This is a genomic window from Neobacillus sp. PS3-12, from assembly GCF_030915385.1.
GTDB lineage: Bacteria > Bacillota > Bacilli > Bacillales > Cytobacillaceae > JAEVLT01.
In genome coordinates, this window is sequence record NZ_CP133268.1 from 2,001,129 (window position 1) to 2,027,852 (window position 26,724).

The following is a 26,724-nucleotide window of genomic DNA, read 5'->3' on the forward strand; positions in this document are numbered from 1 at the left end:
TCCCCTTACATCCAATAATGTTTGACCAATAGGTTAGATCAATCATACATTCTATTTTCCAGTTTTGCGTTTTGCATAGGCAGAGATCCACAGGCTAATAAATGTAAACAATAGCAGTGGAAACATGAGTGAAACTGTTACAGCATCAATCATCTGTGGCGGTTGATTACCCGCACTTGTTAGTACACTAAACACCATAACTGGTAATGTCTGTGTTTCAGGACCGGCAATCAGCAATATAATTAAAAAGGTACTAAACATCCTGATGAAGATATTAATCGCTGCGGCTGTGATCCCTGGAATTAACTGAGGGATAATAATTCTTGTAAACAGGTTCAATTTATTAGCACCCAGCGTTTGGGCCGCAACTTCCAATCTAGGATCAAGTGCTTCAATATAAGGCATCAAAATAAATATAGAAAATGGAATACCAATTAACATTTGAGCAATGACTAATCCGGGTATCGTTTCCGCTAATCCTATTGAATAAAAGATACTAGCTAGTGGGATAGCATAGGCAATTTCCGGTAACATAAATGGTAAGTTGTAAAAGCTGATTAACGCACTTTTAAAACGAAAATTCTTCCGAGCCAATACATAGGCTCCTGGAATACTTAAGATTAATGAAAGTAACGTTGAAGTGATCGTTATTTTCATACTAATCATATAGTACATACCAATTTGGTATTGATCCCACGCCTTTTTAAACCAGTCAAATGATAAATGCTGCGGCAAAATCGTTCCAAACCATTGAGTAGAAAAAGCATTTAATAAAACAGATAGTGTCATTCCAAGAATGATGATGATAAACCCAATAATTAATACCCAGAATGGCAACACTTTTAAAAATTTATAGAACTTAAGCTTTTGTTTATATTTTTTTGCAATGAGGTCTTGATTAGAAGGTCCATCCATTACTTTCGTTTTCGATACTTCACTTGCCATTTGTCGCCCCTCCTTACTTAAACGTTGATGCTGAACCAACATAGCCCAGTTTACGGATAAAGAAGATGATCCCTAAGCTTATAGCTTGTGTTAACGCCATAATCATTGCGATCGTGCTCGCCATATTATAATCAAAGTTTTTCATCGCTTCATCAAATGCTGCAACTGTCATTACACGAGTTGTTGAAGCCGGGTTTCCAACTAAGATTGCCGTTGAGAATACAGCTAGCTGCATAATAAAATTAAGAGCAAATACAGTTAATACTCCTGAACGGATCAACGGAAAGAATACTTTTCTAAATGTTGTAAAATCGTTTGCCCCAAGCGTTCTTGCCGCCTGCTCAAAACTAGGATCAATTCCTTCCATTAATCCTGTTAAGTTCGAAAACATAAAGGAAATACCCAAAATGGTAAGGCCAATAAAAGCACCCCAATAATTGTATAAAAGGTGGACTGGTTGATGGATGATTCCCATTGCCAGCAACCCACTATTCAACCATCCTGCAGGTTTAAAGAAATCTACCATTCCCACAGCAATAATCAGTGCGCCTAGTGTAAGTGGGAAAATAATTAAACTGCTTATGATTGCTTTTCCTTTTATATTTTTTCGTAAATAATATGCCATTGCAAAAGCAACAACCATCTCAAGGACAGAAGAAGGAAATACAAGTAAAAATGTTTTATAAATTGTCGTATAAAAATCGCTCTGTGTAAAAAAGCGGATATAATTAGCTAATGACCATGCTGTTTCATCTTTCTTATGAAAGGTAAGCAATATTCCCTTGATAAATGGATAAACAAAAACCAAAAGTAACGGAATCAAGGATGGCAAAAGTAATAGATAATCTGCGAATTTAGATAGGGAAGATTTCCGATTCACCACGATCACTCCTGATTGATAATTAATAGATTTTTAGGGTCAAGGAAAAGGTTGATTTCATGGCCTGCCAGATAGGATTCCAATCCAAGTACATTCACTTTTACTTTTTCTTTATACTCAGATTCGATCTCATACCCTGTCGTATTACCAACATAATCACTCACAATAACTTTCCCCTTCATGGAGTTAAATTCAGCTTGCTCTTCCATGATCTTAATATTTTCAGGTTTAATAGTTAACAAAACTTCGTCACCAATTTGATGTATTCCGTCATCTTCAACCTTTAACTTATATTTCTGTTCAGATTCAAATACTAAATAATCTCCATCCTTGCTAACAAACTTACCCTTAAAGAAATTTGTATACCCGATAAAATTAGCAACAAAATGATTTTTAGGATGAAGGAAAATTTCCTTCGGAGTTCCAATTTGTTGAACAACACCAAATGACATGACGGCAACCTTTGTTGACAGTGAGAGTGCTTCTTCTTGGTCATGGGTTACATAAATGGTTGTAATCCCTAAATCTTGGTGGAGCTTTTTTAACTGGATACGCATATCTTTCCTTAACTTTGCATCAAGGTTGCTTAAAGGCTCATCCAACAACAAAACCTTTGGTCTGACAACAATGGCCCGTGCTAAGGCAACACGCTGCTGTTGCCCACCACTTAATTCTTTTGGAAAACGGTGTGCAAGGTGCCCAAGTTGAACAAGTTCAAGTGCTTCCGCTACTCTTTTTTTCCTCTCTTCCTTTGGAACTTTACGCATTTCTAAGCCAAATTCAACATTTTTTTCAACTGTCATATGGGGGAAAAGTGCATAGTTTTGAAATACCATGCCTACATCCCGTTTATGCATTGGAATATAGTCAATTCTTGTACTATTAAAATAAATTTCACCATCACTTACATCAAGGATCCCCAAAATCATCGAAAGAAGAGTAGTTTTACCGCAACCACTTGGTCCAAGAAGGGTCATAAATTCTCCAGATGAAATATCAATATTAGTAGAATCAACAGCAGTTGTTTCTCCAAATTTTCTTGTGACATTTTTAATTAATACCCTTGTGTTTTCGGCTATAGCTTGAGCCATTTTCATGTCCTCCTCATATCAATAACAATGAACAATTATTTCAATGTAACAGTTTTAATATTTGTTGCTAAGTCCTTGAATGCCTTGACCGACAACGCAAACTTCTCTACTCCGCCACCCGGTTCACTTTTTGAAGTTAAATGTGGTTCAAACGAAAAGAAACCTTGAAAGTTATCTAAATCTAGCTGCTCTAGTAAATCAGAAAAGTTTCCATCTCCCTGTCCAGCCGGCATGACCTTGCCATCCTCTAATCGTGCATCCTTAATATGAATATATTCGATATAATCTTTCAATAAATGATACCCTTTTGGGAAAGGTTCATCTTTTACTTGAACAAAATTAGCTGTATCAAAAGTTGCCCGTAATGAAGGTGAATTCACTGATTGTAAGATATCTAAACATCTTTCAGCGGTATCACCATAAATTTCTTTTTCATTTTCATGAAGTAAAATAATTCCCTCTTGTTCTGCAAGTTCTGTGAACAAGCTTAAACGACGAATAACTTCTTCACGATATTCCGCCGTTTCCTCTTGCTTCATAAAGAAGGAAAAGATACGAATATACTTTGTGTTTAATTGCTTAGCAGTATACAGAGCCCGCTTGAATCTTTCTAAATGTTCGTCAAAAGAATCTGTCATCTTAATTTTTCCAATCGGAGAACCAATTGCAGACACGTTAAAATTGTACTTTTCGAGTGTTTCTTTAACTTGATCTAATTCGTCATCCGTTAAATCCAAGATATTTTTCCCGTCAACCATACGGATTTCAATATGAGAAATACCATTTTCACCCATTACCTCAAGCTGCGTTGCTAAATCAGCAGAAATTTCATCTCCAAAACCACTTAAAACCCAATTTTTATTCATTTTTATAATCTCCTTTTCATTAGTTCATTTATTTTAGGTTTACTATAGTAGTTTAAATTCCTACTATATTATTAAAATCGTATACTAGTATTCTGTCCTTCTGTTAAGTAGTTATAAAAAATTACTATATTGAAGGTTACTTACAGATCATTTTTATTTCTGCCATTTGAACCACTTAAATAATCAAGAATATTACCAGGATTATTAAACTTTTTTCGATACAACTGCGGAGAAATACAAACATATTGCTTAAATAATCGACTAAAATGAATTGCACTATTAAAGCCTAAGTTTTCTGAAATGTCCCCTACAGAATCGTTTGTCGTAACCAACAGGTTTTTCGCCTCTTCAATTCTGCGGTTAGCTAAATATTTATTGATTGTAAATCCTGTTACCTCTTTAAAACAATGACACATATAATGCTTGTTCACATGTAAATCTTTAGCTACTTGATCAAGTGTCAAATTTTCTCTGAAATGATTATTAATAAAATTAAGAATATACTTGGCATGTCTTTCCTTTTGTGAATACTGAATATCATGACTAGGCTGAATCGTTTCGATCGATTTTCGATAAATTCTGATTAGAAGCTGCGACAAACATGCTTTTGTCAATGATATATACCCTACATCTTTTCTTTCATATTCAATAACCATTTCCTTTAAGAGTTTCTCAATTTGTTCACGCTCTTGACCTTCCCAGTGAATACGCTGTCCATAAGGTGCATTAAATATCCCAATGATCTTGTTTAAGATATCCTCAGGTAAGTAGTTATCAAAAAGCGATGGAATAAAATTAATAAAACTCCTCTCATAATTTTCTCGATCGGTTGGATTTACTCGATGGAGGACCTTTCCGTTGAAAATAAGCATATCTCCGGGGACAATTGGTAAATTCCTTCTCCAATAATATAATTGGCTTCACCTTTAAAAAAATATAAAATTTCAAAGCCATTATGGGAGTGAAGAATCCATTTACTTCCGTGATCTCCCTTTCGATGACGCATATAAAAGAGATGCTTATCTAACTCCTGATTCGTATTAATATCAGTATAATCAACCATACAAATCAAACCCTATGCAGCAAAAATGGTTAAACAAGCCAAACAACTCCAATCAAACGCAATATTCTTTACACTAATAATTGTTAAGTTTATGCAATTTTTTTCAGAACGTTTCATTAAAACCTTGTAAAACGTTCGAATGTAAACCCTTTCTTCCGTTATTATAAACAAATCTGACTATTTTTACTTAACTTTTCTTGCTTGATATTTAACATATATTGCTTATCTTTACTTTAACCAAAAACCCCCCAGCTCGTGGGGGGTTGTTTGCTAATAGAAAAGCGTGTATCTTTTTATTTTTTCATACAAATATTGTATTCCATATAAGATATAGGCTTTATAGTGCAGATAAGCAAAAAATTGAAGGTGATTGATCCGATTTAGACTGATGATTTTAAATTTCTTAAGAATATCAATGAAAAGAAACGCAAAGAGGCCGTCAGAAACCACATTCAGTAACACATACTTTTTAAAGTTTCCGTACGAGTATTTAAGTATCCACATAGATAAAGGCATATAGGGGCCAACACTAAAAGGAAGCTCGTCTCTTATAAAAGACTTTCGCTTATCGTAAAATTTCCACCAATGCCTCTTATGTCCATATAAATGGTTGATGATTTCAAAAATAACAATAAAGATACCTGCTAAAGAATAGCGCCTTAAACTGCGCTTTCCGATAAATAACAATGATAGCCATGGAATCAATATAATCGATAGATTAAATACTTTGTGCCTTCTGGTTGCCATGAACGAGGTTCACCTCATCCTGATATTTTTATACCCTTTTATGATATCCAGATTTTAGCAATCTAACCGCTCATTTTGAGCGGTTAGATTGCTAATGTGTTCTCCTTAATTTTTATGCATTCCTCATTAAACTTTTCAACTTCTTCGTAGTTGAGGAGGTGTCCTGAATTTTCAAACCAAATGAGTTCTTTATGGGGACATTCTAAAGTATGAAAGTATTGTTCCGCTAATGGAAATGGGGTTTGATAATCATGTTTGCCTGCGAATATATAAACAGGAGTTTCAAGCCGTGGTGCTGTTTCTATTAAATTAACATCCACAATTTGCTCCCATAAAGAATCCAAAGAAAACTTTCCAGCTTTTAAATAGCGCATCCAATCTTTCATCGTATACTCAGATTGAAATAGCATAGTTGAATAAACAAGATTATACATAGTTACTCCGATGAAGGAACCGCCAAACTTGGTCAGCCACTTCCGTTGCACCTTTAAAAAGTTCATATCGGTTGGATTAAATTCTTTGCTCATTAATTCTTTTTGTGCCTTTTTATTGTCCAAATCTTTAGCTTTTCTGATCGTATAATCGAACGAAACTTTTTCGCCTTCCCTCATATTCACGACTTGGCCGATCCCTATGTATCCATAAATCAATTCGGGAACTTTTTGGGATGTTTTTACACCAAGGACCGTTCCCCAGGAATGGCCGACTAAAAAAAGTTTGGGCTGATTGAAGCGTGTTAAGAGGTGTTGAATCAGTTCAACAGTATCATTTACCATATTTTCGATCGTAAGGTCTTCCTTTTTTAAATCCTTTGAGTAGGATAAACCTGCTCCTCTTTGGTCCCAGTTCACCACGGTAAAGTATTTTTCTAATTCACGTTGAAATTTTGGGGCAAAGCCAATCTGGGCTGTTCCAGGTCCCCCGTGCAAAAAGAGCATTAACGGATTGTTGATATTTTCTCCCCTAATCAGAATGGACTGTTTAAGCCCGCCCAGCTTTACTTCTTCTAAAACTGTTATGGACTCGAATTGACTATCGATCTCCTTTGTCTTTCTACTGAACATAACCTCTCCCCCATCAAATTCCTTAAAACAGGTGAAATTATTGGCATTCCTGTTGTATATATATGTGTATTTCTGTTTTTACATTCAACCTTGAAATTCAAAAGTCCTTTAATAATTCACAGACAATTTACCTTTTCTTAATATTCACTCCACATTATTTGGTTAAGATATTATTAGTCAAGACTTAACACTCCATATAGTCTTTTGGATCCGGACCTTAGTCCGGATATTTTTTTATTTTAAAACACAAAAGAAGCAGCAGCATGTGATTCTAAAATGCTCCTGCTTCCTTTCAATCGATGAACCTATTTATCCTCTTCCGGTTCTTCATCGGAATCTTCTTTTTTAAAAACTAGTTCTTGCTCGGATTCACGTATGTAAAATCCCCTTATCTGCTCGGCGATGAAGCTTTCCGCACCCAGGCTATTTTTTGTGATATTTTCCTTTAGCTGTGCTGCCTTCTGCCGTTTATGATTGAAGGAAATTTCTTTCATCATGAGTTCATATGTATGTCCAAAACTTAAGTGCACTTCTGTTTTTTTACGGCCAACCGCTTTCGTATCTTTGATATGGGAATGAGAAAACCAGACACAGCTTTGCAGTTTAGAAGACCTGGTAGGAATCAGCCAAATATCTAGTTTGGCATTTACATGAATAGGCGGTGTCTTAACCTCTCCAAGAATATGTTTGGAACTATTGACCGCTCCCTGGAAATCAGAGCCATACTTTAACAAGGTATGGTTGATCAATTTTACTGGAGATAACATTACAACTAGCAGTTCTTCCTTATCCAAAACCTTTGACCATAGATTTGCAAACTCATCATAAATACCTTCTACTAAAACAGTATTCTCATTAATTAGATATTCCGGTACAATCCTCATCCATTCTCATCCCCTTTTAATTTGAAATTTCTTTTAAAAGGGTATACCATTTAAGTGTTGGTATACCCAACCGCTTGCCCTCGGGTACGTCTGGCCAGACTTCCGCCCGAGGGTATTGTTGTGTTCATATCCTTTTCTCCGCTAAAAAGGTTTTTCTCGCAGATTTACTCCTAAAATGTTCATGGTTAGAATAGATGAGATTCATAGGCTGGATTAACGGTGCAGGCTCTTGGCAATTAAACCCATTGCATGGTGTGATGTGGAAGTTTTGGTTAAAGGGTAAATGGTGATATTTTGGAGCAGGAAGATCTGTGTTCGCATTTTATCAGAACGGATATTCTGCAATTTAATCATACCGAAAAATGAAAGCCCTTTCAATAAAACTATTTGAAAATAATATGAACTTTCCCAAGATTCGACATATTTTACAGTTTCCATAATGATAGAATTGTTTTTTAAGGAAACTTTCAGCTAAGCTTCATGTTCAATTCAGGTTGAGAGTAGATAATACAAACATGAACAGGAAAGAAATTAAAAAAATTGATATATAAATTGAAAGGAGTTTTTAAAATGAATAAAAAGAAATGGACCTCTTGGGGTGTGAGCTTTTCCAGTATTGCTCTCGTTGCAGGAATGATAGGATATCTGGGAATCACAAATAAAGATACTTCAAGCAAAACAAATACAGTAGCACAATCGCAAGCCACAACACAAAGTTCGACTCAAACGTCTCAAAGCGGATCAACAATCAGCTATAAAATTCCTAGTCAAACTACTAGCAGTAGCAATAACTCGGCTTCGCAAACAAATTCCCAATCTTCTTCAACAAGTCAGTCATTTGAGGGCCAGCATGGAGGTTTCGATACTACTACAGGTGGAACCTGATTTTAATGATAAGTTAAGAATATAGTCATAGTATTAATATTGTAAGTTTGAAAGGAGAAAGTACATTATGTGCAACTATACAATCTATGTAACCTATAAGGGACATATCTACCAAACCAATGTAATAGCGAACAAAAACCAATCACAAGAAGAAATTTATCATATAGCAAAAGAACAAGTAGAGAAACAATGGGCAAATTAATTAATATCCAGAAATTTAAAAAATGCTCAGAGCATAAAATGTTCTGAGCATTTTTTGTGTCAAGTAACCTTTTTCATGAATATTCCTAGGCTTCGGACACAACCACGATTATCTTGCTTTTCTGTGTCTGAAGATTAGCTTTGGACAAAATCACGGTAATTTTGCTCTTCTCTGTCCGAAGAGACCCAGACTTCGGACAGAACTGCGCTAATTCTGCTTTCCTTTGTCCGAAGATGCCATGACTTCGGACACAGCCGCAGCTATTTTACCTTCTTGTGTCCGAAGATCAGATTACTAACTAATTAATCCCGAGGCACAGGAGATAAAGCCGCTCGGTTCGCCGACACTGAAAAGCTGCAGGTAATGCATCGCTCTGGTGCAGGCTGTGTAAAATAACCTGCGCAGGCTCTCATCCCCATACACACCCTCCGATGCGTCGTATATGATAACGGCGTCGAATTCAATGCCTTTTGCCAAATACGCTGGGATCACGACCACACCTTGCTCATATTCAATCGAGCCGCTTTTGACAAGCTTGATATCTTCAATACCACTCAAGGCTTCAAAAGCTGTGCTGCTTTCTGCTGCGGATTTACATAGGATTGCGATCGTCTCAAACTTCTGCGCACGCAAGTCCGCAACCTGAGAAGCAATGCGTTGGTGCAGTTCAGCATGGTCTTTTACTATCGTCAGCACAGGCTTCTCGCCGTCACGTTCAAACGGGATAATCCGCTCCCCCCTTGACACAAGGCCACGTGTAAACTCAACGAGCGGTTTGGTAGATCTGTAGCTGCGCGTCAGGTTGATGACCTCCGTTTCATCCGCTCCATATAAACTAGTAAGTATATCGAAGTCATCAGTTTCGCTGGCATGAGCGAAGATCGCCTGGTTAAAGTCTCCGAGCACAGTCATTTTTGCTGATGGAAACAACCGTTTCAAAAACTCAAATTGAAAGGGAGAATAATCTTGGGCTTCATCGATCAGCACATGTTTAATATCGTTGTTCGTCTGAAAACCTTGAATCAACTCTTTCAAAAACAAAAACGGTGTAGCATCTTCGTAAAAAAGTTTGCCATCTTCCAGCATCTTCAAGGTTAAAAGGCCGATTTCCTTCCACTTTTCCGAAGTTTCTCCCTTGATCACCAAAGAATCGGCAAATAGATGCTTATATAAACCCGCGATGTCCACGAATTGAAGCCTCCGAATCCGTTTGCGCAGCGGCTTCAACTTCCGCTGAACAATGTAACGGCCAAGATCTTTGCGATTAATCTCATAATCCTCAGAGCCACGCTTTTTCCGTAAGTAGGTATAGGCCTCATTGTACTCCTCATTTGAAAACAACTCGATTTCTTCCTCTACCCACGGTTTTGACCATTCGCGCTTCCCGAATTCCGCTACTTGCTTGTTTAGCCACTCCGCTAGCTTTTCAAGTCTACTGTAAAAACGGATCGATGTGTCATTCCCGTAAAACCTCTCAGTCATTTGCTCGGCAGTGACGATTGGTTTTTCCCTAAAAAAAATGCCCTTAAACAGCATGCCAGATGATTCCAACATCTGTCTGTAAGCTTTAATTGTTTCAAAAAATGGAACTGATGTCTTAAATCTGATGCCTGCAAGCCTAGTCTCGTATGATGGGTCCTTCCCAGCAGTCAATACATATTCCAATTGCTCATAAGGCCCCTCAACCTGAAACGTCTTTCCAAGCCGATGGTCCAAATATTCCTGAAATGTGACCTGCTGCATATTCTCCTCGCCAAGTTCGGGCAATACATTTGAAACGTAACTGTTAAACATGCGATTAGGAGAGAACAGGATAATTTGATCAGCTTTTATCCTATCCCGATACTTGTAAAGCAAGAAGGCGATCCGCTGCAGAGCGGCCGATGTCTTACCACTGCCAGCTGCACCTTGTACAATCAAGAGCCTTCCCGTGTCATGCCGAATAATCATGTTTTGCTCCCTTTGAATGGTCGCCACGATACTGTGCATATATTTGTCAGTAACTTTTCCCAGAACCTGCTGTAAAATCTCGTCCCCAATAGTGAGACTGGTATCAAACATCGATTGAAGTGTGCCGCCGCGGATGATGTATTGCCACTTCTTCTCCAATATTCCCCTGATCAATCCTTCGGGTGTCATATATTCTGCCGCCCCAGGCGGAAAATCGTAGTAAACACTCGAAATTGGCGCCCGCCAGTCATAAATAAGAATGTCCTCTCCACTTGCATCCATCAGCGTGGAGATCCCTATATAAACATTTTCAGGAGCTGAATCCCCTTCTTCAGTGAAGTCGATTCGTCCAAAATATGGAACGTCCTTCATTCGGCGAAGCGCAGATAATTTATTATAGGCATGTCTGTGAGTGCTTTGACTTACGGACAGTTCTTGAGTTTGCTGCCTTAAGCCAATGATTGTTTCAAGATAATCATCGAAAGTATCTGTGTTGACCTTGATCTCATCCCAAAAGTGCTTTCGGATATGAACCACTTCATCCCGACGGCGGCCAGTTTCCTCCTCCAACCTGCCGATTTGCTCCATGATGGTCTCCATGGTGCTATCCAATCGTCTTTGCTCCTGACTAAGCTCCGCATTCATATTTAAAGCACTCCTTTAAAAAAATAAAATTAGGGGGTTGACTCCTGATGAATCTTTGTGGTATAATTAAAATAGGGATATAATAGAATGATTTAAAAATTTGTCCACTTCTTATCTAATTTACCATAGTTTTTGATCTTTATCAATGTGCAAAATACATAACACAGGCAGAAGGACGAATGTTCTTCTGCTTTTTTATTGAAAAAAAGCTCCAAAATAAGCAACATGCAAACGCAACCAGAATACCAAAGTTCATATGCGTGACAAGCACCGAAACACCTAGTAAAATATATCTATATCAAGTAATAAGGGTACTAGTATCCTTATTGCTTTTATTTTTTTAGTTGTGTTAAAGGAAATTGTTGATTTTTTAACCCTGTTGATTGAAGCGGAGGGCACTCGACTCCTGCGGGATATAGAGGCGTCTTCCGACCCCACAGGCGCCAAGGCGCCGAGGAGGCTCCAGGACCTCCCCGCGGAAAGCGAGTGCCCGTAGCGGAAATCAACAGCCAAATTTAACACAACCATTTTTTTAAACCCCTTCATGAAAAATACGATTATGAGGTGCATCAATGAACGAACAGATCGCACAACTAACCCAAATATTAGATGTTACAAACCATGGACATATTTTATATATCTACGATAAATTGGATAGATATGTTAGAAATGCAGTTTCCTTTATTAAAACAGGTATTAAATTTGGCGGCCACGTTTTTATTATCGATAACAAGGACAGGTACGATCGCATTTATCAAGAACTCCAAAAAACACTAACATGTGGAGAATGGAGCTGTATTCATTATAATGATAATGATGATTTCTATGGCCTAAATGGAGAGTTCCATAGTGAAAACATTTTTCACTACCTTGAAAATATAATAAAACCATTTCAAGAAAAACAAATACCGATCAGAATATGGTCACATGTGGAATGGAACGAGCAAGATGAAAAATTAATCAACTTCGAAAATAAAGCAGATGAATGTGTATATTCCAATAAGGTGGTCTCTGTTTGCGCCTATAACGGCAAGCAAATTTCAGCCTCTCTTGAAAATCACTTATGCAGAAATCACGACTACTTTATGACCGACTATCAGTTGGTGAAATCCATTCTTTATAAAAAAAGACCATTACTCACCCCTTCCCTGTTGGAACAAACAGAACACAAAAAAATAGTAGAGCAATTAAGAGCAACCAAACATCAACTGAATTCCTTTATTATGCATAATCTTGATCCTATTTTAATCATTGATATGGAAGATAAGATTATCACGGTCAACCAAGCCTTCGAAAAAACCTTTGGCTGGTCTGCAGCCGAAGTATTAGGTTTAAACGCGAATGAAATGCCCCATATTCCTGATGACAGAAAGTTTGAAGTCAACCGGAATCGAAGCTTTATTTTATTAGGGGAAAACCTTGATGGATATGAATCGATTAGAAAAACGAAGGCCGGCGATATCGTCAATGTGATGGTGTCCTGTTTCCCTTTATGGGAAGAGGAAGACAAGGTTGCTGGCTGGGCTGTTATGACCAAAGATATTACTGAACAAAAGCAGGCACAAGAAGTCCTGATTAGGACTGAAAAACTATCAATCGCAGGTGAATTAGCTGCAAGTATTGCTCATGAAATTCGCAATCCGATTACAACCGTAAAAGGCTTTTTGCAGCTCTTGCAGACTGGAACGACGGAAAAGTGGAATTACTATAGCCTGATGAGTTCAGAAATCGATCGGATTGAACTCATTCTGAGTGAGCTTTTGATGCTTGCTAAACCTCAGGTGAGTCATTTTCAACAAAAGAATGTCTCGTTATTGATTCAGGATGTCGTGTCATTATTGATACCTCAGGCAAATATGAATAATGTTTTGATCGTAACTGAATTTGATTCCGACGAAGTCATTATCAATTGTGAAGAAAATCAATTAAAGCAAGCATTCATTAACTTTATTAAAAACGCCATTGACTCGATGCCTGCAGGGGGAAAAGTAGTCATCCAAATGGAAAGTAGCGATAAAGCGGAAGTACTTATCCGCATTATCGATCAAGGTTACGGGATACCGGAACATATTCTTCCAAAGCTGGGGCAGCCCTTTTACACGACAAAGGAAAAAGGAACAGGTCTAGGTTTAATGGTAAGCAAAAAAATTATTGAAAATCACCAAGGGTCGATTGCCATATACAGTAAGGAAACTATCGGGACAATCATTGAGGTGAAAATTCCCCTGGACTAGCAATAGTCCTATTTTTTTGTGCTAAAAATATATGCTTGTCCTAGTCAACTTGTCCATTGCAAAAAAGGTTCATCTAGCATCTATTATATTGTAAGACAAATATGATAGAAGGAGGTGCTCAGTGTGAGCCATCACGATGATTTTGAGAGATTTAGATACTATGTGTTACCATTCAACCAAAGTGGCAAACTTTCAATTCCACTAGTTGTTGGTACCCCAACAACCATCGCACAAATTCGAATCCACTCTGACTGCAATGATGTTGTATCATTACTTGCAAACGTAGGCTGGACAGCTCTTACAAACGGAACAGGATTATCTAGCTTGAATGTATTGTTTAAAATTTGGCGTGGACCTGCTCTTACAGGGCTACTCGTATATAGCGCCATTGATAGTTCTGAACGTGGATTTGATAATAATAAATTAACGACATTAGCTCATGTAGATAAGAACTTTCCGTTCTCTGAACATTACACCTACACTCTTACTGCAGAGCTGGTTGACGCAGGCAGCGCTGCTACTGTTATTGGACCTATCACTTTTACAGCTACAGAAATCGGCCTTGGTGAAGGTTAATTTGAAAAAAAATGACTTGGGCGTTCTTCTCGAAGAACGCCCCAAGTCATTTTCTCGTTAGTTTAAATAGTTCAACTTAAGACTCTGTCCCTTTCGCCACTGGATTCTCTTCGTATGAGACCCAATCGCTATAGCTTCCTGCATATAGTTTTACGTTTTTGTAACCTGCCATTTTTAATGCAATGTAATTAGGCGCAGCTGTGACACCCGAGCCGCAATACACGATAATCGGTTCTTCAAGATCCAGCTCAGCGAATCTATTTTTCTGTTCTTCGTTATTTAAAAATGAACCTTGTTTCAGGCCTTCTGCCCAAAATTTATTAATCGCACCTGGGATATGTCCTGGTATCCGATCGATTGGTTCCATTTCCCCTAAATAACGGGCTTTATCTCTTGAATCGATTAAGAATGGAGATTCTTTCTTATTAGCGACAATTTCCTTCACTTCGTCGTAGGAAGCCAGCATCTCTTTTTGAAGATTCACTTCAAATCTAGCTGATTCAAATTCAGGTACTTCCGTTGTCGTTGGATATCCAGCCGCCTTCCATCCTTTAAAACCCTCATTTAACACAAAGACATTTTCATGCCCTATATATGTCAAGAGCCACCAAAAGCGGGATGCAAACTGCCCATCCCCATCGTCATAGGCGACAACCGTTTTCGTATGATCAATTCCTGCTTTTTCGATTTCAAGTTTAAATTGATCAAGATCTGGAAGCGGGTGCCTTCCTCCATGTATTGAAACAGGAGATGATAATTGTTTTTCTAAATCAAAATAAAAAGCTCCAGGGATGTGGCTTTCTCGATATAGCTTTTCGCCTTTATCCGGATTTCCTAATTCAAAGCGGCAATCCACTATCTTAACGTTATTTAATTGTTCAACAAGCCATTCCTTATTCACAACATAATTCACGCCGAACAGCCCCCATTCATTTAAAACATGCCATTTTCGTTTGGAGAATTTTCCGGTATTGGTTGACCCAAATCCCATAGTTCCACAATCTTGTCATCTTGGAAGCGGCAGATATGGATTACAGCCATCCCAAGGTCCTCAGGATTCTGTTTCAGATGGGAGTGAACGACAACAAGATCATTTTCTTCGATCACACGTTTAATCTCAAATGTCTTGTTAGGACTCATGTCCTCACTCTCTTCCATTGCAAGCATCAGCGATTCTGCATCACCGCGGAAGTAGGCATTATGATGAAAAAAGCCAGGCCCTATGTGCTTTTCGTAAGCCTCGCGTACTTTTCCTGACGCTACGAGCTGCAGAAATGACATCGCTTGTTCTTTGTGAGAAAGCTTTTGTTCTGGGTTCATTTTAAACTTCCTTTCATTGTGGATCTTACTTTAAATATATCAGCTTTTTTAACACGGGGAAATGTCTGGCCTGACTGAGGATTGGAATTCCTTCAGATTATTAAAAAAAATAAAGTCATGGGCCCATCCCCCATTACGTTTTGCAGCGGGGGACAGACTCCATGACTCAGGATGAAACAATCAACCAATAATCAATTCGGCTTCATTTTCTCTTTCAAGTATATCCAATGCCACTTCTTTTGCTGATTTTAATCTTGAGCGGTCAGTCACATGGTGATTCTCATCCCAAAAAGGAGTATCCATCCCACCCATATAAACACCAGAAACAGAAATCGAAGTATTCGCTAACTCTTTCGCTAGGGCTTCAGTGAATCCCCGAATCGCAAACTTACTTGCACAATAGGCGGTTTCATGAACTTTCCCGCGCAATCCAGCTGTTGAAATAATGTTCATGATTTTTCCGGCATTTCTTTCAAGGAAGGTCGGCAAGATTGCTTTTGTTACATAAATCGTTCCTTTTACATTCGTATCGATCATGTGACTGATTCGATCAGCTGGGATTTCTTGTAGGGGACCGAAGTAACCGACCCCTGCATTATTAATCACTTGATCAATTTTTTCCGCTTCATTCAAATGGGAGAGCAATTGTTCAACACTTTTAGAATCTGCAATATCACAGGTCGCTGATATAGCACTTCCATCTGTCTTCTCTATCATTGTTCTAACTTCTTCCAGAAAGAAGCGTGTTCTTCCAACTAGAATGATCCGATTTCCTTCTTGTGCATATGCGAGGGCAAGTTCTTTTCCTAGCCCTGTACCCGCCCCTGTAATGAGGATTGTTTTCAAGCTTCACACCTCCGATTTCAGTTGTGTCCCATGATTGCTTTCAAATCTTTTAAAAAGCTTATGCCATACTCAGGCATGTTCACATTGAAATTTTCAGCTACTGTTGCACCAAGATCTGAAAATGTTTGTCGAACTTCCAATTCCACACCTTCATTCAAACGCTTGGAATAAACAAGCAACGGAACATATTCACGGGTATGGTCGGTCCCAGAATGAACGGGGTCATTTCCATGATCGGCTGTGATCATTAATAAATCATCGTCCTGCATTTTGGCAAATACTTCAGGCAATCTGGCATCAAACTCTTCAAGTGCTTTTCCGTAGCCGATTGGGTCGCGGCGATGGCCATACAAGGCATCAAAATCAACAAGATTTAAAAAGCTCAAACCAGTAAAACCCACCCCGAAAGTGTCAATAAGTTTATCCATTCCATCTTGATTGGAAACGGTCCTAATGGACTTTGTTACACCTTCACCATTATAGATATCTGAAATTTTTCCAATTGCAATCACATCAAAACTGGAATCCTTTAGCTCATTCATCACAGTCCGCCCAAATGGCTTCAAGGCATAGTCATGACGATTAGCGGTTCGTTTAAAGTTTCCTGGCTGCCCGACAAATGGTCTGGCAATCACGCGCCCAATCATATACTTTTCATCAAGCGTTAATTCACGTGCTATTTGACAAATCTTATATAGCTCATCAAGGGGAACAATTTCTTCATGGGCAGCAATCTGCAGAACAGAATCAGCAGATGTATAGACGATGATTGATCCCGTCTTCATGTGTTCTTCACCAAGTTCATCAAGAATGGCCGTCCCGCTAGCTGGTTTATTTCCAATTACTTTTCTGCCAGTGCGTTTTTCCAATTCCTGAATCAGTTCATCCGGAAAACCCTCAGGAAATACCCGAAATGGGATCTCAATATTTAACCCCATCATCTCCCAGTGACCAGTCATCGTATCTTTTCCGGCAGATGCTTCCTTCATTTTGGTGTAAACGGCCCAAGGCTTATTTGCTTTCTCGATGCCGTTCAGCTGACGAATATTGCTTAGACCAAGCTTAGCCATATTTGGCATATGAAGCCCATTCATTTTTTCAGCAATATGTCCTAGTGTATCAGAGCCTTTATCGCCAAAGGCCTCTGCATCAGGTGCTTCCCCAATGCCAACTGAATCCATAACAATTATAAAGATCCTTTTAAATAAATTTTTCTCCATTTTAAATCCCCCTCAAATCCGTCTCTTCCCAATACTTCATTGCTTTTCTGTATGGACAAACGGTATAAATAACCTTAATTTAAATAAGCTTATACAAAAATAAACGATGGATGCGATTAAAACAGTTAACCATATTTGATTGACTGCAGGTGTATTCCAGGCTCCTAAAAAATACAACAATGATGGGATCGTTAATGTTACCCAAGATTGAATAAAAGCAACCATCCCAAGATAATGGTCAATCTTCATTTTTAGTGAGTTGGATAAAAAGAATAAAAACCACAGAAATGCCCACATTCCCCATGTGATCGCACTGACAGCATCATGGAAGTGGATCACAGCTGTCAACGTATAGACAACCGCTATGATTGCCACCCAAAGTGAAAACCAGCCTAGCCCACTGCCATCAAGTCCCTTTAATGTGGTGACCCCAACATATAAATAGGTTAAACCAAATAAAAAGATAGCAGCATAATTATATAGCGACCAATGACCTTGATCAGATACCATGGTTAAATAAAATGGAATAATCACTTGAATGATTCCTACAAAAAGATTGAAGACACCGACACTTTTTGCTTCAGCTTTTCCCATTAACATCAAACTATTAAGAAATAACACGGCGCCTGAAAGAAATAAACCGATGAAACTCATGTCCTTTGTTGCGAGAAGACTTTTTCCACAACATTCCCTCCTTTAAAAGAGGAAAAAGCAGTTTTTCACCCGTTAACAGATGAAAAAATGCTTTTTCTGCAAATTATAAAACAATACTTACAATCACCGCTGATAAAACACTTACTAAAGTTGCTCCATATAAAAGTTTTAAACCAAATTTAGCGACAACGTTACCCTTTTTCTCGTTAAGACTTTTTACTGCGCCGGCAATAATTCCGATCGATGAAAAATTGGCAAAGGATACAAGGAAAACAGAAATAATTCCTAATGTACGCGGGCTAAAGGATTTCCCTACTTTTGCTAGGTCCATCATAGCCACAAACTCATTCGTTACAAGCTTCTCAGCCATAATGCCTCCTGCTTTGACAGCCTCTGAAAATGGAATTCCCATGATAAAGGCAATCGGTGCAAAGATGTATCCTAAAATCTCCTGGAATGAAATGTGGAAAATTAAATCAAAAATGTTGTTAATGGCTGCCATTAAGGCAACAAAGCCAATTAACATTGCACCAACAATGACTGCTACTTTAAAACCATCAAGGATGTATTCTCCTAACATTTCGAAGAAGCTTTGCTTTTCTACTTCTTGAATATCAAGAATATCTTCACTCGGATCCACCCTGTAAGGATTAATAATGGAAGTGATGATAAATCCGCCAAATAAATTAAGGACAAGGGCGGTGACCACATATCTCGGCTGAACCATCGTCATATAGGCACCGACAATCGACATGGATACGGTTGACATGGCTGACGCACAAAGTGTATATAAACGATTAGCTGGCAAGAGACCAAGCTGCTTTTTCACTGTAATAAATACTTCAGACTGTCCAATCATGGCAGAAGCCACTGCATTGTACGATTCCAACTTACCCATGCCATTCACTTTGCTAAGCAATAAACCAATGACTTTCATAATAAATGGAAGAATTTTTAAATACTGAAAGATTCCAATTAGTACGGAAATAAACACAATCGGCAGTAAGACATTGATGAAGAATGGCATTTCTCCTTTATTGGCAAGGCCACCAAATACGAAGGACACCCCTGCACCGGCATATTCCAATAACTTACTAAAAACACCTGCAAAGCCTTTAATTAATACCAAACCAAGTGTGGTATTCAGTAATAAGAATGATAAGATAACTTGAATAATGACCATAAGAATAATTGGTTTTATTTTGATATTCTTCCGATTATTACTCGCTAAGTAACCAAGTCCAAAAACAACAAGTAATCCGATGATCGCAATGATGTATTTCATTGTTAATCCTCCAATGGGTGTAATCTTTCTAAGTTGATGTATTCGTTTCCAATCCTTGCAAAAAATTTATTTTGTTACATCCATATCCTTCGAAGAAAAAAGCCGGGCAGCAGTTCATCAATGGTGGTCTCTACCTTTTCACCATTTAAATTTGCTAAAATAATTTTCGTGTCTTGATCACAGAATTCAGCCATTACCTGGCGACAGGCACCACAAGGAGAAACAGGACCCTCCGTGTCAGCAACAATAACGATGGTATCTATTTCTTTTTTTCCTTCAGAAACCGCTTTAAAAATAGCCGTTCTTTCAGCGCAATTGGTCAATCCATAGGAGGCGTTTTCAATATTGCATCCTTGAAAGACATGATGATCTTTTGTCAATACTGCTGCACCTACTTGGAATTTTGAATAGGGTGTATACGCTTTCTTCCTGGCTTCGATCGCTTGATCAAGCAATGTTTGCATGTCCATTGTGTCGTCATCCTTCCCAAATATTTTGAGGATCCAGGCTGGTCATGTGACCAGCCTTTAGCCTTTTTCTAGTAAGCAGATGATGATGTTTCTCCATTTACAATCTTTACACCTGAACTGGCTCCGATTCGAGTGGCCCCAGCTTTGATCATGGCTTCTGTGTCTTCAAGGCTTCTGACACCGCCAGAGGCTTTAACGCCAATTTTCGGTCCGACTGATTTCCTCATCAGTGCGACATCCTCTGCCGTCGCGCCTCCGGTGGAAAAACCAGTAGAAGTTTTGACAAAGTCAGCTCCAGCTTTTACCGCTAATTCGCTGGCTTTTACTTTTTCTTCATCTGTTAAAAGACATGTTTCAATAATCACTTTTGTCAATGCTTTCCCTTTCGCTGCATCAACCACTGCTTTGATGTCCTTTTCGACCAAATCATATTGTTTATCTTTTAATGCGCCGATATTGATGACCATATCTACTTCTGTTGCGCCATTTTCAATCGCATTTGTTGTTTCAAATGCTTTTACTTCAGACGTTGTTGCCCCGAGCGGAAAGCCAATAACCGTGCAGACCTTAACTTCCGGGGTATCCCTTAGAAATTCTGCTGCTATTTTTACCCACGTTGGATTAATACAAACGGAGGCAAATTTAAATTGTTTTGCTTCTTCAAGCAATACCATGATTTCAGCCTTTGTAGCATCCGCTTTTAATAAGGTATGATCAATCAATTGTGCGATATTTTTTGTCATGCTTCTCTTCCTTTACCGATTATTGAATTTCTGTATAGATGAGTGTAGGTTTAGCTACTTTTTCATCTGTAACTTTATAAGCCGAGTAAATTTTTTCGATTACTTCTTGAACGTTTTCTGTATTACTATGAATCGTAACCAGGGACTCTCCTGCCTTGACTTGATCCCCAACTTTCTTATGAAGGACGACGCCTACTGCCAAATCGATGACAGATTCTTTTGTAGCTCGTCCAGCGCCCAACATCATAGCGGCAGTTCCAATTGTTTCCGCCGTAATTTCAGCCACATAACCTGATGTTTTAGCCGGAACATCAATCATATAGGAAGCAGTTGGAAGTTTAGTAGGATCGTCAACAACAGATGCATCTCCACCTTGTGCCGCTAGGAAGGTTTTAAAGGTTTGTAATGCCTGTCCGTTGTGAATGGATTCGATTAGCATTTCACGCGCCTGGTTGAAATCATTAGCTTTTTCAGCCAGTACAACCATATGGCTTCCAAGGGTCAAACAGAGTTCATGCAAATCTTCAGGTCCTTGTCCTTTCAGCGTGTCAATCGCTTCTTTTACTTCAAGAGCATTGCCGACTGCAAATCCAAGCGGCTGGCTCATATCGGATATGATTGCCTTCGTTTTGCGGCCGACACCATTGCCGATCCCTACCATCGTCTGGGCTAAATCTTTCGCATCGTCAAGGTTCTTCATGAATGCTCCGCTGCCTGTTTTGACATCCAGAACAATCGCATCTGCTCCCGCTGCAATTTTCTTGCTCATGATGGAGCTGGCAATCAACGGAATGGAGTCAACCGTTGCCGTTACATCCCTGAGTGCATACAATTTTTTATCCGCAGGTGTTAAATTCCCGCTCTGACCAATTACAGCTACTTTATTTTGATTCACTAATTGGATAAATTCATCGTTTGATATTTCAACATGAAATCCTTTAACGGATTCCAATTTGTCAATGGTACCTCCAGTATGGCCTAAGCCTCTTCCTGACATCTTTGCTACTGGTACGCCGACAGAGGCAACAAGCGGTGCCAGCACAAGTGTTGTTGTGTCGCCAACTCCGCCGGTACTGTGCTTATCTACTTTGATCCCTTCAATCCCTGAGAGGTCGATTTGATCACCCGATTGAACCATTGCCTCCGTTAAGTAAACACGTTCTTCTTTTGTCATGCCCTGAAAAAACACAGCCATCGCAAAAGCTGACATTTGATAATCAGGAATATCACCTTTTGTAAACCCGTTTATCAAGAATTGAATTTCTTCTTTGGTTAATTCGTTACCATCACGTTTTTTTTCAATTACATCAACCATTCTCATTGAAGAGCACCTCTTTTTTGAAATATATTTCGTTGAGATTAGCATACGATGTTCAAAGGTAAGATGTCAGACGTCTTACGAACAACTTCATTTTACTCCTATGATACTAAAGATGTAAACCTTTTCTTTTTTGAAATTAATGGTAAGGATAATTAAAAATTTTTTCAAAAAATTAGACTAATTTCCTAATGAATTATTTAAAAATTTCCAACTCGCTCTAGCAGTTCATTCCCATACCGTCAACGCTTTCATTTCTCTTTATACTCCATCTTCGATAAAGGTCTATTTAGTTTTACACGATTACTATAACAGTGGTAATCTTCCTTGTGAATGAGTAAATAATTGGGGCTCGGTTTATGTTTTTTAACAAGTAAGTGAAAGAAAGATTGGTTTTACAAAACGTCTTATATCCAATATGATTATTCTATCCTGTAATTTTTTTATACTTTAAAAATGAGGTTGAAATCATGCTGCAAAAGTTTGGATTTTCACAATATGAAAGCAAAGTTTACGAGGTCCTATCCTCCAGCGATGAACCTCTAGATGCTACATTGATTGTAAAATACTCTGGAGTGCCTAAGGCAAAAGTATACGAAGTAATATCCCGAATGATCGAAAAAGGGCTAGTATTGGATTCCGTATCTGAAAAGAAAAAACTCTATACAGCACTGCCCCTACACCTTGTCATAGAAAAGCTGACGAAGGAATTTCAGGTCAATATCGGCCAATTGAAAAACAATCCCAGCAAAAATATCATCATGGATGATCGGGTTTGGAGTTTAAAAGTGGACTCCTCCATTCAACTGCAATGTAAACAACTTCTCGAAGAAGCAGAACATTCCATTCATATTTCGCTATGGAAAGACGAATTTTACAATTATTTGCCAATATTAATCGAAAAAGAACAAGCAGGTGTAAAAGTGGAGGCGCTAGTTGTCGGAGATGTGGAAGAGGAAGTACCGTTAACTACCTTGTATACATTATCTCCGAATCAAGAGCATCAGGCATTGGAGAAAAACCGCCTAATCATTATTGATGAGGAAACGATTCTGTTTGCAGGTGTAGAAAATAGTGCATGGCAGGCCATGGTGACCAAATCGAAACCATTTGTTAAATTTTTTGCGGAATTTTTCTATCATGACGTCGCCTTAACCACCATCACCAAGAAATATGAGGAGCAGCTAATGAAGGACGTTGAAATCAAACGTCTTTTATTGCGGCTACGTTATTAAAAAACAGGCATGGGATATTTCCCTAGCCTGTTTTTATTATTTGGCTGTGTTAAATTTGGCTGTTGATTTCCGCTCCAATCAACAGCGTTAAAAAATCAACAATTTCCATTTTACACAGCCTATTATTTTATAAGCGTCTCAAGTGCAATAACAGCCATTTCATTGAAGGTCGTTTGCCTTTCCTCTGCCGTTGTATCTTCCCCAGTAAAGATGTGGTCGCTAACTGTAAGAATGGATAATGCCTTTGCACCGTACTTCGCAGCTAGTGTGTATAATGCCGTTGTTTCCATTTCTACAGCCAGCACCCCATAGTCGCCTAATTTTTTGACGAGATCCATGTTGTCACGGTAAAAGACATCCGCCGACAAGACATTTCCGGCCTTGATGTTGATTCCTTGCTGAGATCCTATTTGATAAGCCTTATTTAACAAATCAAAATTGGCACAGGGTGAATAATCAATCCCTGAAAAAGCGAGGTGGTTCATATTTGAATCAGTCGAGGCCGTCATGGCAAGGATCACATCTCGTACATGCATATCCTTTTGAATCGCTCCACAGGAACCAACCCGAATTAAATTTTTCACCCCATACTCACGAATCAATTCGTTCACATAGATGGAGATAGATGGAATTCCCATACCGGTTCCTTGAACGGATACTTTTTTTCCTTTATACGTTCCTGTATATCCCAGCATTCCACGTACTTCGTTATAGCATGTGGCATCTTCTAAAAAGGTTTCAGCAATATACTTGGCCCGTAAAGGATCCCCTGGCAACAAAATATTCTCAGCGATTTCTCCTTGATTTGCATGAATATGAACACTCATTTAATCATGACTAATAAAGTTTATTAGTCATGTTCACCTCCCTGGTTATGGTTTTGTAAATCTCTTTATTTACAGCCTGTTTCCGTGTTATGGAAAAAATGGCACAAATCAACGCAAGAAAAACAAAAATTCCACCAATAGTTGCATTATAGAGAACAGAATACTGATTAATCACCACGCCGCCAAGGACAGAGCCTGCAGCAATCCCCAAATGCATAGCCGAATTATTCAAACTTTGTTGTATTTCAGCTGTCTCTGGTGATGTTTCAATTAAGTAATTTTGCTGTGCTGGTGTAATGGCCCAACTTAACATGCTCCAAACCATCATAACAACCACAAAAAGTATATTGAAGGTCGTTGTCTTTGGAAGGATAAAGAGAACAAGACAAAAAACAGCAACAATGGTCAGTACGCTCTTTTGGGAACCCCATTTGTCTGCCATGAACCCCCCAAGCCCGCCGCCAAAGACGGCTGAAACACCAAAAATAAAGTAAAAAATACTAATCCATGTTGAATTCAAATGCAATGACGTTTGCAAAAAAGGTGTGAGATAGGCATATAAAGTCAAATGCCCCGTTAAAAACAGCAAAGATGTTAACTGCGCAAACAAAATTTTGGGTCTCTTTAAAGTCTCCAATTGTTTTCTTATCGAAATAATCGGTCTTGGCTCTATTTTGTCCAGAAATAGCATGACACCCATCATGGAAACTAGGCTAAGGATCGCAATAAACAGAAATGGTGAACGCCAGCCAAACGTATGTCCAATAACAAGGCCAATGGGTACACCAATGACCAATGATCCGCTAACCCCCATAAAGATGATGCCAATAGCTCGGGCGCGGAATTCTTCCTTGACAATCGTGGATGCAATCGTGACTGACAAAACAACTAAAAGCGAGCCGGTCGCTGCCGAAATGATCCTTGTTAGAAGAAGAACTAGGAAATTGGGGCTGAAGAAGGCCAGAATATTTCCGCTAAAAAATATCAATAAAGTCCATAAGAATAGCTTTTTCCTTTCAACCTTGGCAGTCAAGGTCAACAATATCGGTGAGAAAATAGCAAAAACAAGGGAAAAAATCGAAATCAATTCGCCAGCTTTACTAACTGATACCCCCAAACTATCAGCAACGATATCAAGGATTCCACCAACAATTAATTCCGCCATCCCCACTACAAACGAAACAAGCGCTAATAAATAAACTTTAAAATTCAAGCAACCCAACCTCCCTTCGATACATTATCAAATTTGGTTACTACTAATATAGTAACTAAAATAACAACTTATTGCAAACTATAAAATTTTTCCTTTACAAAATAAATCCCAGCTTCTCAAAGTAAAAAAAGTGCCAGGCATTGTAATGCCTGACACTTTCTTTATGCTACTTCCTTTATAGATGTATCCTGAGTGCGTGTTCTTTTTTCATAAAAACTTCCTATTGCAAAACCAATTAACCCAGGAATTACCCAGCCAAATCCGTTATTTTGCAAAGGAACATCAGCTAATAATTTGGAAAGTGAACCGTGTAAAAATGTTGAATTCGTCACATCAATTAAGCTAAATAATCCAACTAGACCAATTGTCATGACATAAACAGGGCGATTACGATAAGGTAATCGATCATGGAGAAGACCTAAAATAATTAACGTAATAGCGATTGGATAAACTAAACTTAATATTGGGACAGAAACTTTTAATATTTGCGATAATCCTAGATTTGCGACAATACCACTGATCATACATAAAAGGATTGCCCATTTAACATACGATAATTTTGGAACAATGCTTGAAAAGTATTGGGCACACGATGTGATTAATCCGATACATACACTTAGACAAGCTAATGTAAAAATTAAGCCTAAAACAATTGCACCGCTCTCTCCAAACAATTGATGCATGGCAGCCGATAATACAATGGCTCCATTATCAACTTTCCCTGCTACCGAAGCGGTAGCACCAAGGTAGGCAATAACGAAATAACAGATTGATAAAAGCAAACCGGATATAAGGCCAAATATGGCTAAATATTTAATTCGTAAAGTTTGATTGTGTATTTTTTTACTCTTAAAAAGATTGGTAAAGATAATTCCGTATATTAATGCGCCAATGGCATCCATTGTTTGATAGCCATCCAAAAATCCTTGTGAGATGGGATTCTGTTTATAGGATAAAGTAGCTTCTTTTAAACCTGGTAAGTCTATTGATAAAGCCCTGATCAAAACAAAGATAATTAATACCAATAATAAAGGTGTTAAAACCTTCCCAAATCTGTCGATCAATTTGGATGGGGATTTTGCAAACCAAAAGACAATACTAAAAAATAGGACTGTATAAATCAAAAGTCCAATCGGTGAAGACTGAATTGTATGAGGTAAAAAAGGCTTGACTCCCATTTCATAAGCAAGGCTGCCCGCTCTTGGGATCGCAAGTCCAGGGCCTATTGACAAATAAATGGCCATCGGAAAAATTAAAGCAAAAATAGGATGAACCCGATTGACTAAATTATCGAATGTTCCTGATTTTGCGATCGCAATGAAAGCTAATACCGCAAGACCCGCATCTGAAATAATAAAGCCAATAACCGCCTGCCATACATTGTGGCCAGCCGCATGTCCCAAATATGCCGGGAAAATTAAATTTCCTGCACCGAACAACATGGAAAATAACATAAAACCAATAAATAGTATTTCTCTATTGGTTAATTTATTCAAATGGTTCACCCCTACTAAATTACTATATTAAAATACCTTAATATTGTATCAGATATTTGTTCAAC

General features: G+C 38.4%; 26 protein-coding genes. 5 read left to right on the forward strand and 21 right to left on the reverse strand.

What is annotated here, in order from left to right; genetic code table 11:
* Positions 1 to 51: 51 nt before the first annotated feature.
* The 8 genes from RCG17_RS10235 to RCG17_RS10275 all read right to left on the reverse strand — a co-directional run bounded on the left by RCG17_RS10235 (position 52) and on the right by RCG17_RS10275 (position 7,540).
* A complete protein-coding gene (locus RCG17_RS10235; RefSeq protein WP_308175069.1) occupies positions 52 to 945 on the reverse strand; it encodes an ABC transporter permease in 894 nt (297 codons plus the stop codon).
* Between the two features lie 13 nt (positions 946 to 958).
* A complete protein-coding gene (locus tag RCG17_RS10240) occupies positions 959 to 1,825 on the reverse strand; it encodes an ABC transporter permease (protein ID WP_308175070.1) in 867 nt (288 codons plus the stop codon).
* Between the two features lie 5 nt (positions 1,826 to 1,830).
* Positions 1,831 to 2,916: an ABC transporter ATP-binding protein gene (locus RCG17_RS10245; RefSeq protein ID WP_308175071.1), complete on the reverse strand. Its 1,086-nt coding sequence runs from the start codon at positions 2,914 to 2,916 to the stop codon at positions 1,831 to 1,833.
* A gap of 35 nt (positions 2,917 to 2,951) precedes the next feature.
* Positions 2,952 to 3,782 (reverse strand): sugar phosphate isomerase/epimerase family protein, encoded by an 831-nt coding sequence (locus RCG17_RS10250; protein WP_308175072.1) that lies wholly within the window; start codon positions 3,780 to 3,782, stop codon positions 2,952 to 2,954.
* Positions 3,783 to 3,922: 140 nt separating this feature from the next.
* Positions 3,923 to 4,654 carry an AraC family transcriptional regulator gene (locus RCG17_RS28310; RefSeq protein ID WP_374120914.1) on the reverse strand — a complete coding sequence of 244 codons (732 nt, stop codon included), beginning with the start codon at positions 4,652 to 4,654 and terminating at the stop codon, positions 3,923 to 3,925.
* A 461-nt stretch (positions 4,655 to 5,115) separates the two neighbouring features.
* Positions 5,116 to 5,592, reverse strand: a complete 477-nt coding sequence (locus RCG17_RS10265; RefSeq protein ID WP_308175073.1) for a hypothetical protein — start codon at positions 5,590 to 5,592, stop codon at positions 5,116 to 5,118.
* An 83-nt stretch (positions 5,593 to 5,675) separates the two neighbouring features.
* Positions 5,676 to 6,656 carry an alpha/beta fold hydrolase gene (locus tag RCG17_RS10270; RefSeq protein ID WP_308175074.1) on the reverse strand — a complete coding sequence of 327 codons (981 nt, stop codon included), beginning with the start codon at positions 6,654 to 6,656 and terminating at the stop codon, positions 5,676 to 5,678.
* 305 nt (positions 6,657 to 6,961) lie between these two features.
* Positions 6,962 to 7,540, reverse strand: coding sequence for a competence protein ComK (locus RCG17_RS10275; protein ID WP_308175075.1), 579 nt, complete (start codon positions 7,538 to 7,540; stop codon positions 6,962 to 6,964).
* A gap of 570 nt (positions 7,541 to 8,110) precedes the next feature.
* Between RCG17_RS10275 and RCG17_RS10280 the strand changes: the two genes are divergently transcribed.
* Positions 8,111 to 8,425, forward strand: coding sequence for a hypothetical protein (locus RCG17_RS10280; protein ID WP_308175076.1), 315 nt, complete (start codon positions 8,111 to 8,113; stop codon positions 8,423 to 8,425).
* Between the two features lie 67 nt (positions 8,426 to 8,492).
* Positions 8,493 to 8,627 carry a BA3454 family stress response protein gene (locus RCG17_RS10285; protein WP_308175077.1) on the forward strand — a complete coding sequence of 45 codons (135 nt, stop codon included), beginning with the start codon at positions 8,493 to 8,495 and terminating at the stop codon, positions 8,625 to 8,627.
* A gap of 294 nt (positions 8,628 to 8,921) precedes the next feature.
* Here RCG17_RS10285 and helD read toward each other — a convergent pair whose 3' ends face one another.
* Positions 8,922 to 11,222: an RNA polymerase recycling motor HelD gene (helD, locus tag RCG17_RS10290; protein ID WP_308175078.1), complete on the reverse strand. Its 2,301-nt coding sequence runs from the start codon at positions 11,220 to 11,222 to the stop codon at positions 8,922 to 8,924.
* A gap of 572 nt (positions 11,223 to 11,794) precedes the next feature.
* Between helD and RCG17_RS10295 the strand changes: the two genes are divergently transcribed.
* Positions 11,795 to 13,456, forward strand: coding sequence for an ATP-binding protein (locus RCG17_RS10295; protein ID WP_308175079.1), 1,662 nt, complete (start codon positions 11,795 to 11,797; stop codon positions 13,454 to 13,456).
* Positions 13,457 to 13,579: 123 nt separating this feature from the next.
* The gene (locus RCG17_RS10300; protein WP_308175080.1) at positions 13,580 to 14,032 is read left to right on the forward strand and encodes a hypothetical protein; all 453 of its coding nucleotides are present in this window, start codon (positions 13,580 to 13,582) and stop codon (positions 14,030 to 14,032) included.
* A 76-nt stretch (positions 14,033 to 14,108) separates the two neighbouring features.
* Here the strand turns inward: RCG17_RS10300 and RCG17_RS10305 are convergent, their stop codons facing one another.
* The 9 genes from RCG17_RS10305 to RCG17_RS10345 all read right to left on the reverse strand — a co-directional run bounded on the left by RCG17_RS10305 (position 14,109) and on the right by RCG17_RS10345 (position 21,891).
* Entirely contained in the window at positions 14,109 to 14,945 is an 837-nt protein-coding gene (locus RCG17_RS10305) for a sulfurtransferase (protein WP_308175081.1), read from the reverse strand.
* Between the two features lie 20 nt (positions 14,946 to 14,965).
* Positions 14,966 to 15,352, reverse strand: coding sequence for a nuclear transport factor 2 family protein (locus tag RCG17_RS10310; RefSeq protein ID WP_308175082.1), 387 nt, complete (start codon positions 15,350 to 15,352; stop codon positions 14,966 to 14,968).
* 180 nt (positions 15,353 to 15,532) lie between these two features.
* The gene (locus RCG17_RS10315) at positions 15,533 to 16,198 is read right to left on the reverse strand and encodes an SDR family NAD(P)-dependent oxidoreductase (protein ID WP_308175083.1); all 666 of its coding nucleotides are present in this window, start codon (positions 16,196 to 16,198) and stop codon (positions 15,533 to 15,535) included.
* Positions 16,199 to 16,215: 17 nt separating this feature from the next.
* The gene (deoB, locus tag RCG17_RS10320; RefSeq protein ID WP_308175084.1) at positions 16,216 to 17,418 is read right to left on the reverse strand and encodes a phosphopentomutase; all 1,203 of its coding nucleotides are present in this window, start codon (positions 17,416 to 17,418) and stop codon (positions 16,216 to 16,218) included.
* A 36-nt stretch (positions 17,419 to 17,454) separates the two neighbouring features.
* Positions 17,455 to 18,072 (reverse strand): AmiS/UreI family transporter, encoded by a 618-nt coding sequence (locus RCG17_RS10325; RefSeq protein ID WP_308175085.1) that lies wholly within the window; start codon positions 18,070 to 18,072, stop codon positions 17,455 to 17,457.
* A 103-nt stretch (positions 18,073 to 18,175) separates the two neighbouring features.
* Positions 18,176 to 19,357, reverse strand: coding sequence for a NupC/NupG family nucleoside CNT transporter (locus RCG17_RS10330; RefSeq protein WP_308175086.1), 1,182 nt, complete (start codon positions 19,355 to 19,357; stop codon positions 18,176 to 18,178).
* A gap of 74 nt (positions 19,358 to 19,431) precedes the next feature.
* Positions 19,432 to 19,827, reverse strand: coding sequence for a cytidine deaminase (locus tag RCG17_RS10335; RefSeq protein WP_308175087.1), 396 nt, complete (start codon positions 19,825 to 19,827; stop codon positions 19,432 to 19,434).
* A gap of 68 nt (positions 19,828 to 19,895) precedes the next feature.
* Positions 19,896 to 20,570: a deoxyribose-phosphate aldolase gene (deoC, locus tag RCG17_RS10340; RefSeq protein WP_308175088.1), complete on the reverse strand. Its 675-nt coding sequence runs from the start codon at positions 20,568 to 20,570 to the stop codon at positions 19,896 to 19,898.
* A 19-nt stretch (positions 20,571 to 20,589) separates the two neighbouring features.
* Positions 20,590 to 21,891 carry a pyrimidine-nucleoside phosphorylase gene (locus RCG17_RS10345; protein ID WP_308175089.1) on the reverse strand — a complete coding sequence of 434 codons (1,302 nt, stop codon included), beginning with the start codon at positions 21,889 to 21,891 and terminating at the stop codon, positions 20,590 to 20,592.
* Between the two features lie 467 nt (positions 21,892 to 22,358).
* On the opposite strand from RCG17_RS10345, the gene RCG17_RS10350 reads away from it, so the two are divergent.
* A complete protein-coding gene (locus tag RCG17_RS10350) occupies positions 22,359 to 23,123 on the forward strand; it encodes a TrmB family transcriptional regulator (RefSeq protein ID WP_308175090.1) in 765 nt (254 codons plus the stop codon).
* Between the two features lie 122 nt (positions 23,124 to 23,245).
* Here the strand turns inward: RCG17_RS10350 and deoD are convergent, their stop codons facing one another.
* The 3 genes from deoD to brnQ form a co-directional block, all read right to left on the reverse strand.
* Positions 23,246 to 23,950, reverse strand: coding sequence for a purine-nucleoside phosphorylase (deoD, locus tag RCG17_RS10355; protein ID WP_308175091.1), 705 nt, complete (start codon positions 23,948 to 23,950; stop codon positions 23,246 to 23,248).
* A gap of 10 nt (positions 23,951 to 23,960) precedes the next feature.
* A complete protein-coding gene (locus RCG17_RS10360) occupies positions 23,961 to 25,163 on the reverse strand; it encodes an MFS transporter (protein WP_308175092.1) in 1,203 nt (400 codons plus the stop codon).
* Between the two features lie 161 nt (positions 25,164 to 25,324).
* The gene (brnQ, locus tag RCG17_RS10365; protein ID WP_308175093.1) at positions 25,325 to 26,659 is read right to left on the reverse strand and encodes a branched-chain amino acid transport system II carrier protein; all 1,335 of its coding nucleotides are present in this window, start codon (positions 26,657 to 26,659) and stop codon (positions 25,325 to 25,327) included.
* Positions 26,660 to 26,724: the final 65 nt, after the last annotated feature.

What these genes read in the sequence shown, in the direction of transcription:
- RCG17_RS10235 (WP_308175069.1), bottom strand. Translation starts at nt 945, where the DNA reads ATGGCAAGTGAAGTATCGAAAACGAAAGTAATGGATGGACCTTCTAAT.
- RCG17_RS10245 (WP_308175071.1), bottom strand. Translation starts at nt 2,916, where the DNA reads ATGGCTCAAGCTATAGCCGAAAACACAAGGGTATTAATTAAAAATGTC.
- RCG17_RS10250 (WP_308175072.1), bottom strand. Translation starts at nt 3,782, where the DNA reads ATGAATAAAAATTGGGTTTTAAGTGGTTTTGGAGATGAAATTTCTGCT.
- RCG17_RS28310 (WP_374120914.1), bottom strand. Translation starts at nt 4,654, where the DNA reads ATGCTTATTTTCAACGGAAAGGTCCTCCATCGAGTAAATCCAACCGAT.
- RCG17_RS10265 (WP_308175073.1), bottom strand. Translation starts at nt 5,592, where the DNA reads ATGGCAACCAGAAGGCACAAAGTATTTAATCTATCGATTATATTGATT.
- RCG17_RS10270 (WP_308175074.1), bottom strand. Translation starts at nt 6,656, where the DNA reads ATGTTCAGTAGAAAGACAAAGGAGATCGATAGTCAATTCGAGTCCATA.
- RCG17_RS10275 (WP_308175075.1), bottom strand. Translation starts at nt 7,540, where the DNA reads ATGAGGATTGTACCGGAATATCTAATTAATGAGAATACTGTTTTAGTA.
- RCG17_RS10280 (WP_308175076.1), top strand. Translation starts at nt 8,111, where the DNA reads ATGAATAAAAAGAAATGGACCTCTTGGGGTGTGAGCTTTTCCAGTATT.
- RCG17_RS10285 (WP_308175077.1), top strand. Translation starts at nt 8,493, where the DNA reads ATGTGCAACTATACAATCTATGTAACCTATAAGGGACATATCTACCAA.
- helD (WP_308175078.1), bottom strand. Translation starts at nt 11,222, where the DNA reads ATGAATGCGGAGCTTAGTCAGGAGCAAAGACGATTGGATAGCACCATG.
- RCG17_RS10295 (WP_308175079.1), top strand. Translation starts at nt 11,795, where the DNA reads ATGAACGAACAGATCGCACAACTAACCCAAATATTAGATGTTACAAAC.
- RCG17_RS10310 (WP_308175082.1), bottom strand. Translation starts at nt 15,352, where the DNA reads ATGAACCCAGAACAAAAGCTTTCTCACAAAGAACAAGCGATGTCATTT.
- deoB (WP_308175084.1), bottom strand. Translation starts at nt 17,418, where the DNA reads ATGGAGAAAAATTTATTTAAAAGGATCTTTATAATTGTTATGGATTCA.
- RCG17_RS10325 (WP_308175085.1), bottom strand. Translation starts at nt 18,072, where the DNA reads ATGAGTTTCATCGGTTTATTTCTTTCAGGCGCCGTGTTATTTCTTAAT.
- RCG17_RS10330 (WP_308175086.1), bottom strand. Translation starts at nt 19,357, where the DNA reads ATGAAATACATCATTGCGATCATCGGATTACTTGTTGTTTTTGGACTT.
- RCG17_RS10335 (WP_308175087.1), bottom strand. Translation starts at nt 19,827, where the DNA reads ATGGACATGCAAACATTGCTTGATCAAGCGATCGAAGCCAGGAAGAAA.
- deoC (WP_308175088.1), bottom strand. Translation starts at nt 20,570, where the DNA reads ATGACAAAAAATATCGCACAATTGATTGATCATACCTTATTAAAAGCG.
- RCG17_RS10345 (WP_308175089.1), bottom strand. Translation starts at nt 21,891, where the DNA reads ATGAGAATGGTTGATGTAATTGAAAAAAAACGTGATGGTAACGAATTA.
- RCG17_RS10350 (WP_308175090.1), top strand. Translation starts at nt 22,359, where the DNA reads ATGCTGCAAAAGTTTGGATTTTCACAATATGAAAGCAAAGTTTACGAG.
- deoD (WP_308175091.1), bottom strand. Translation starts at nt 23,950, where the DNA reads ATGAGTGTTCATATTCATGCAAATCAAGGAGAAATCGCTGAGAATATT.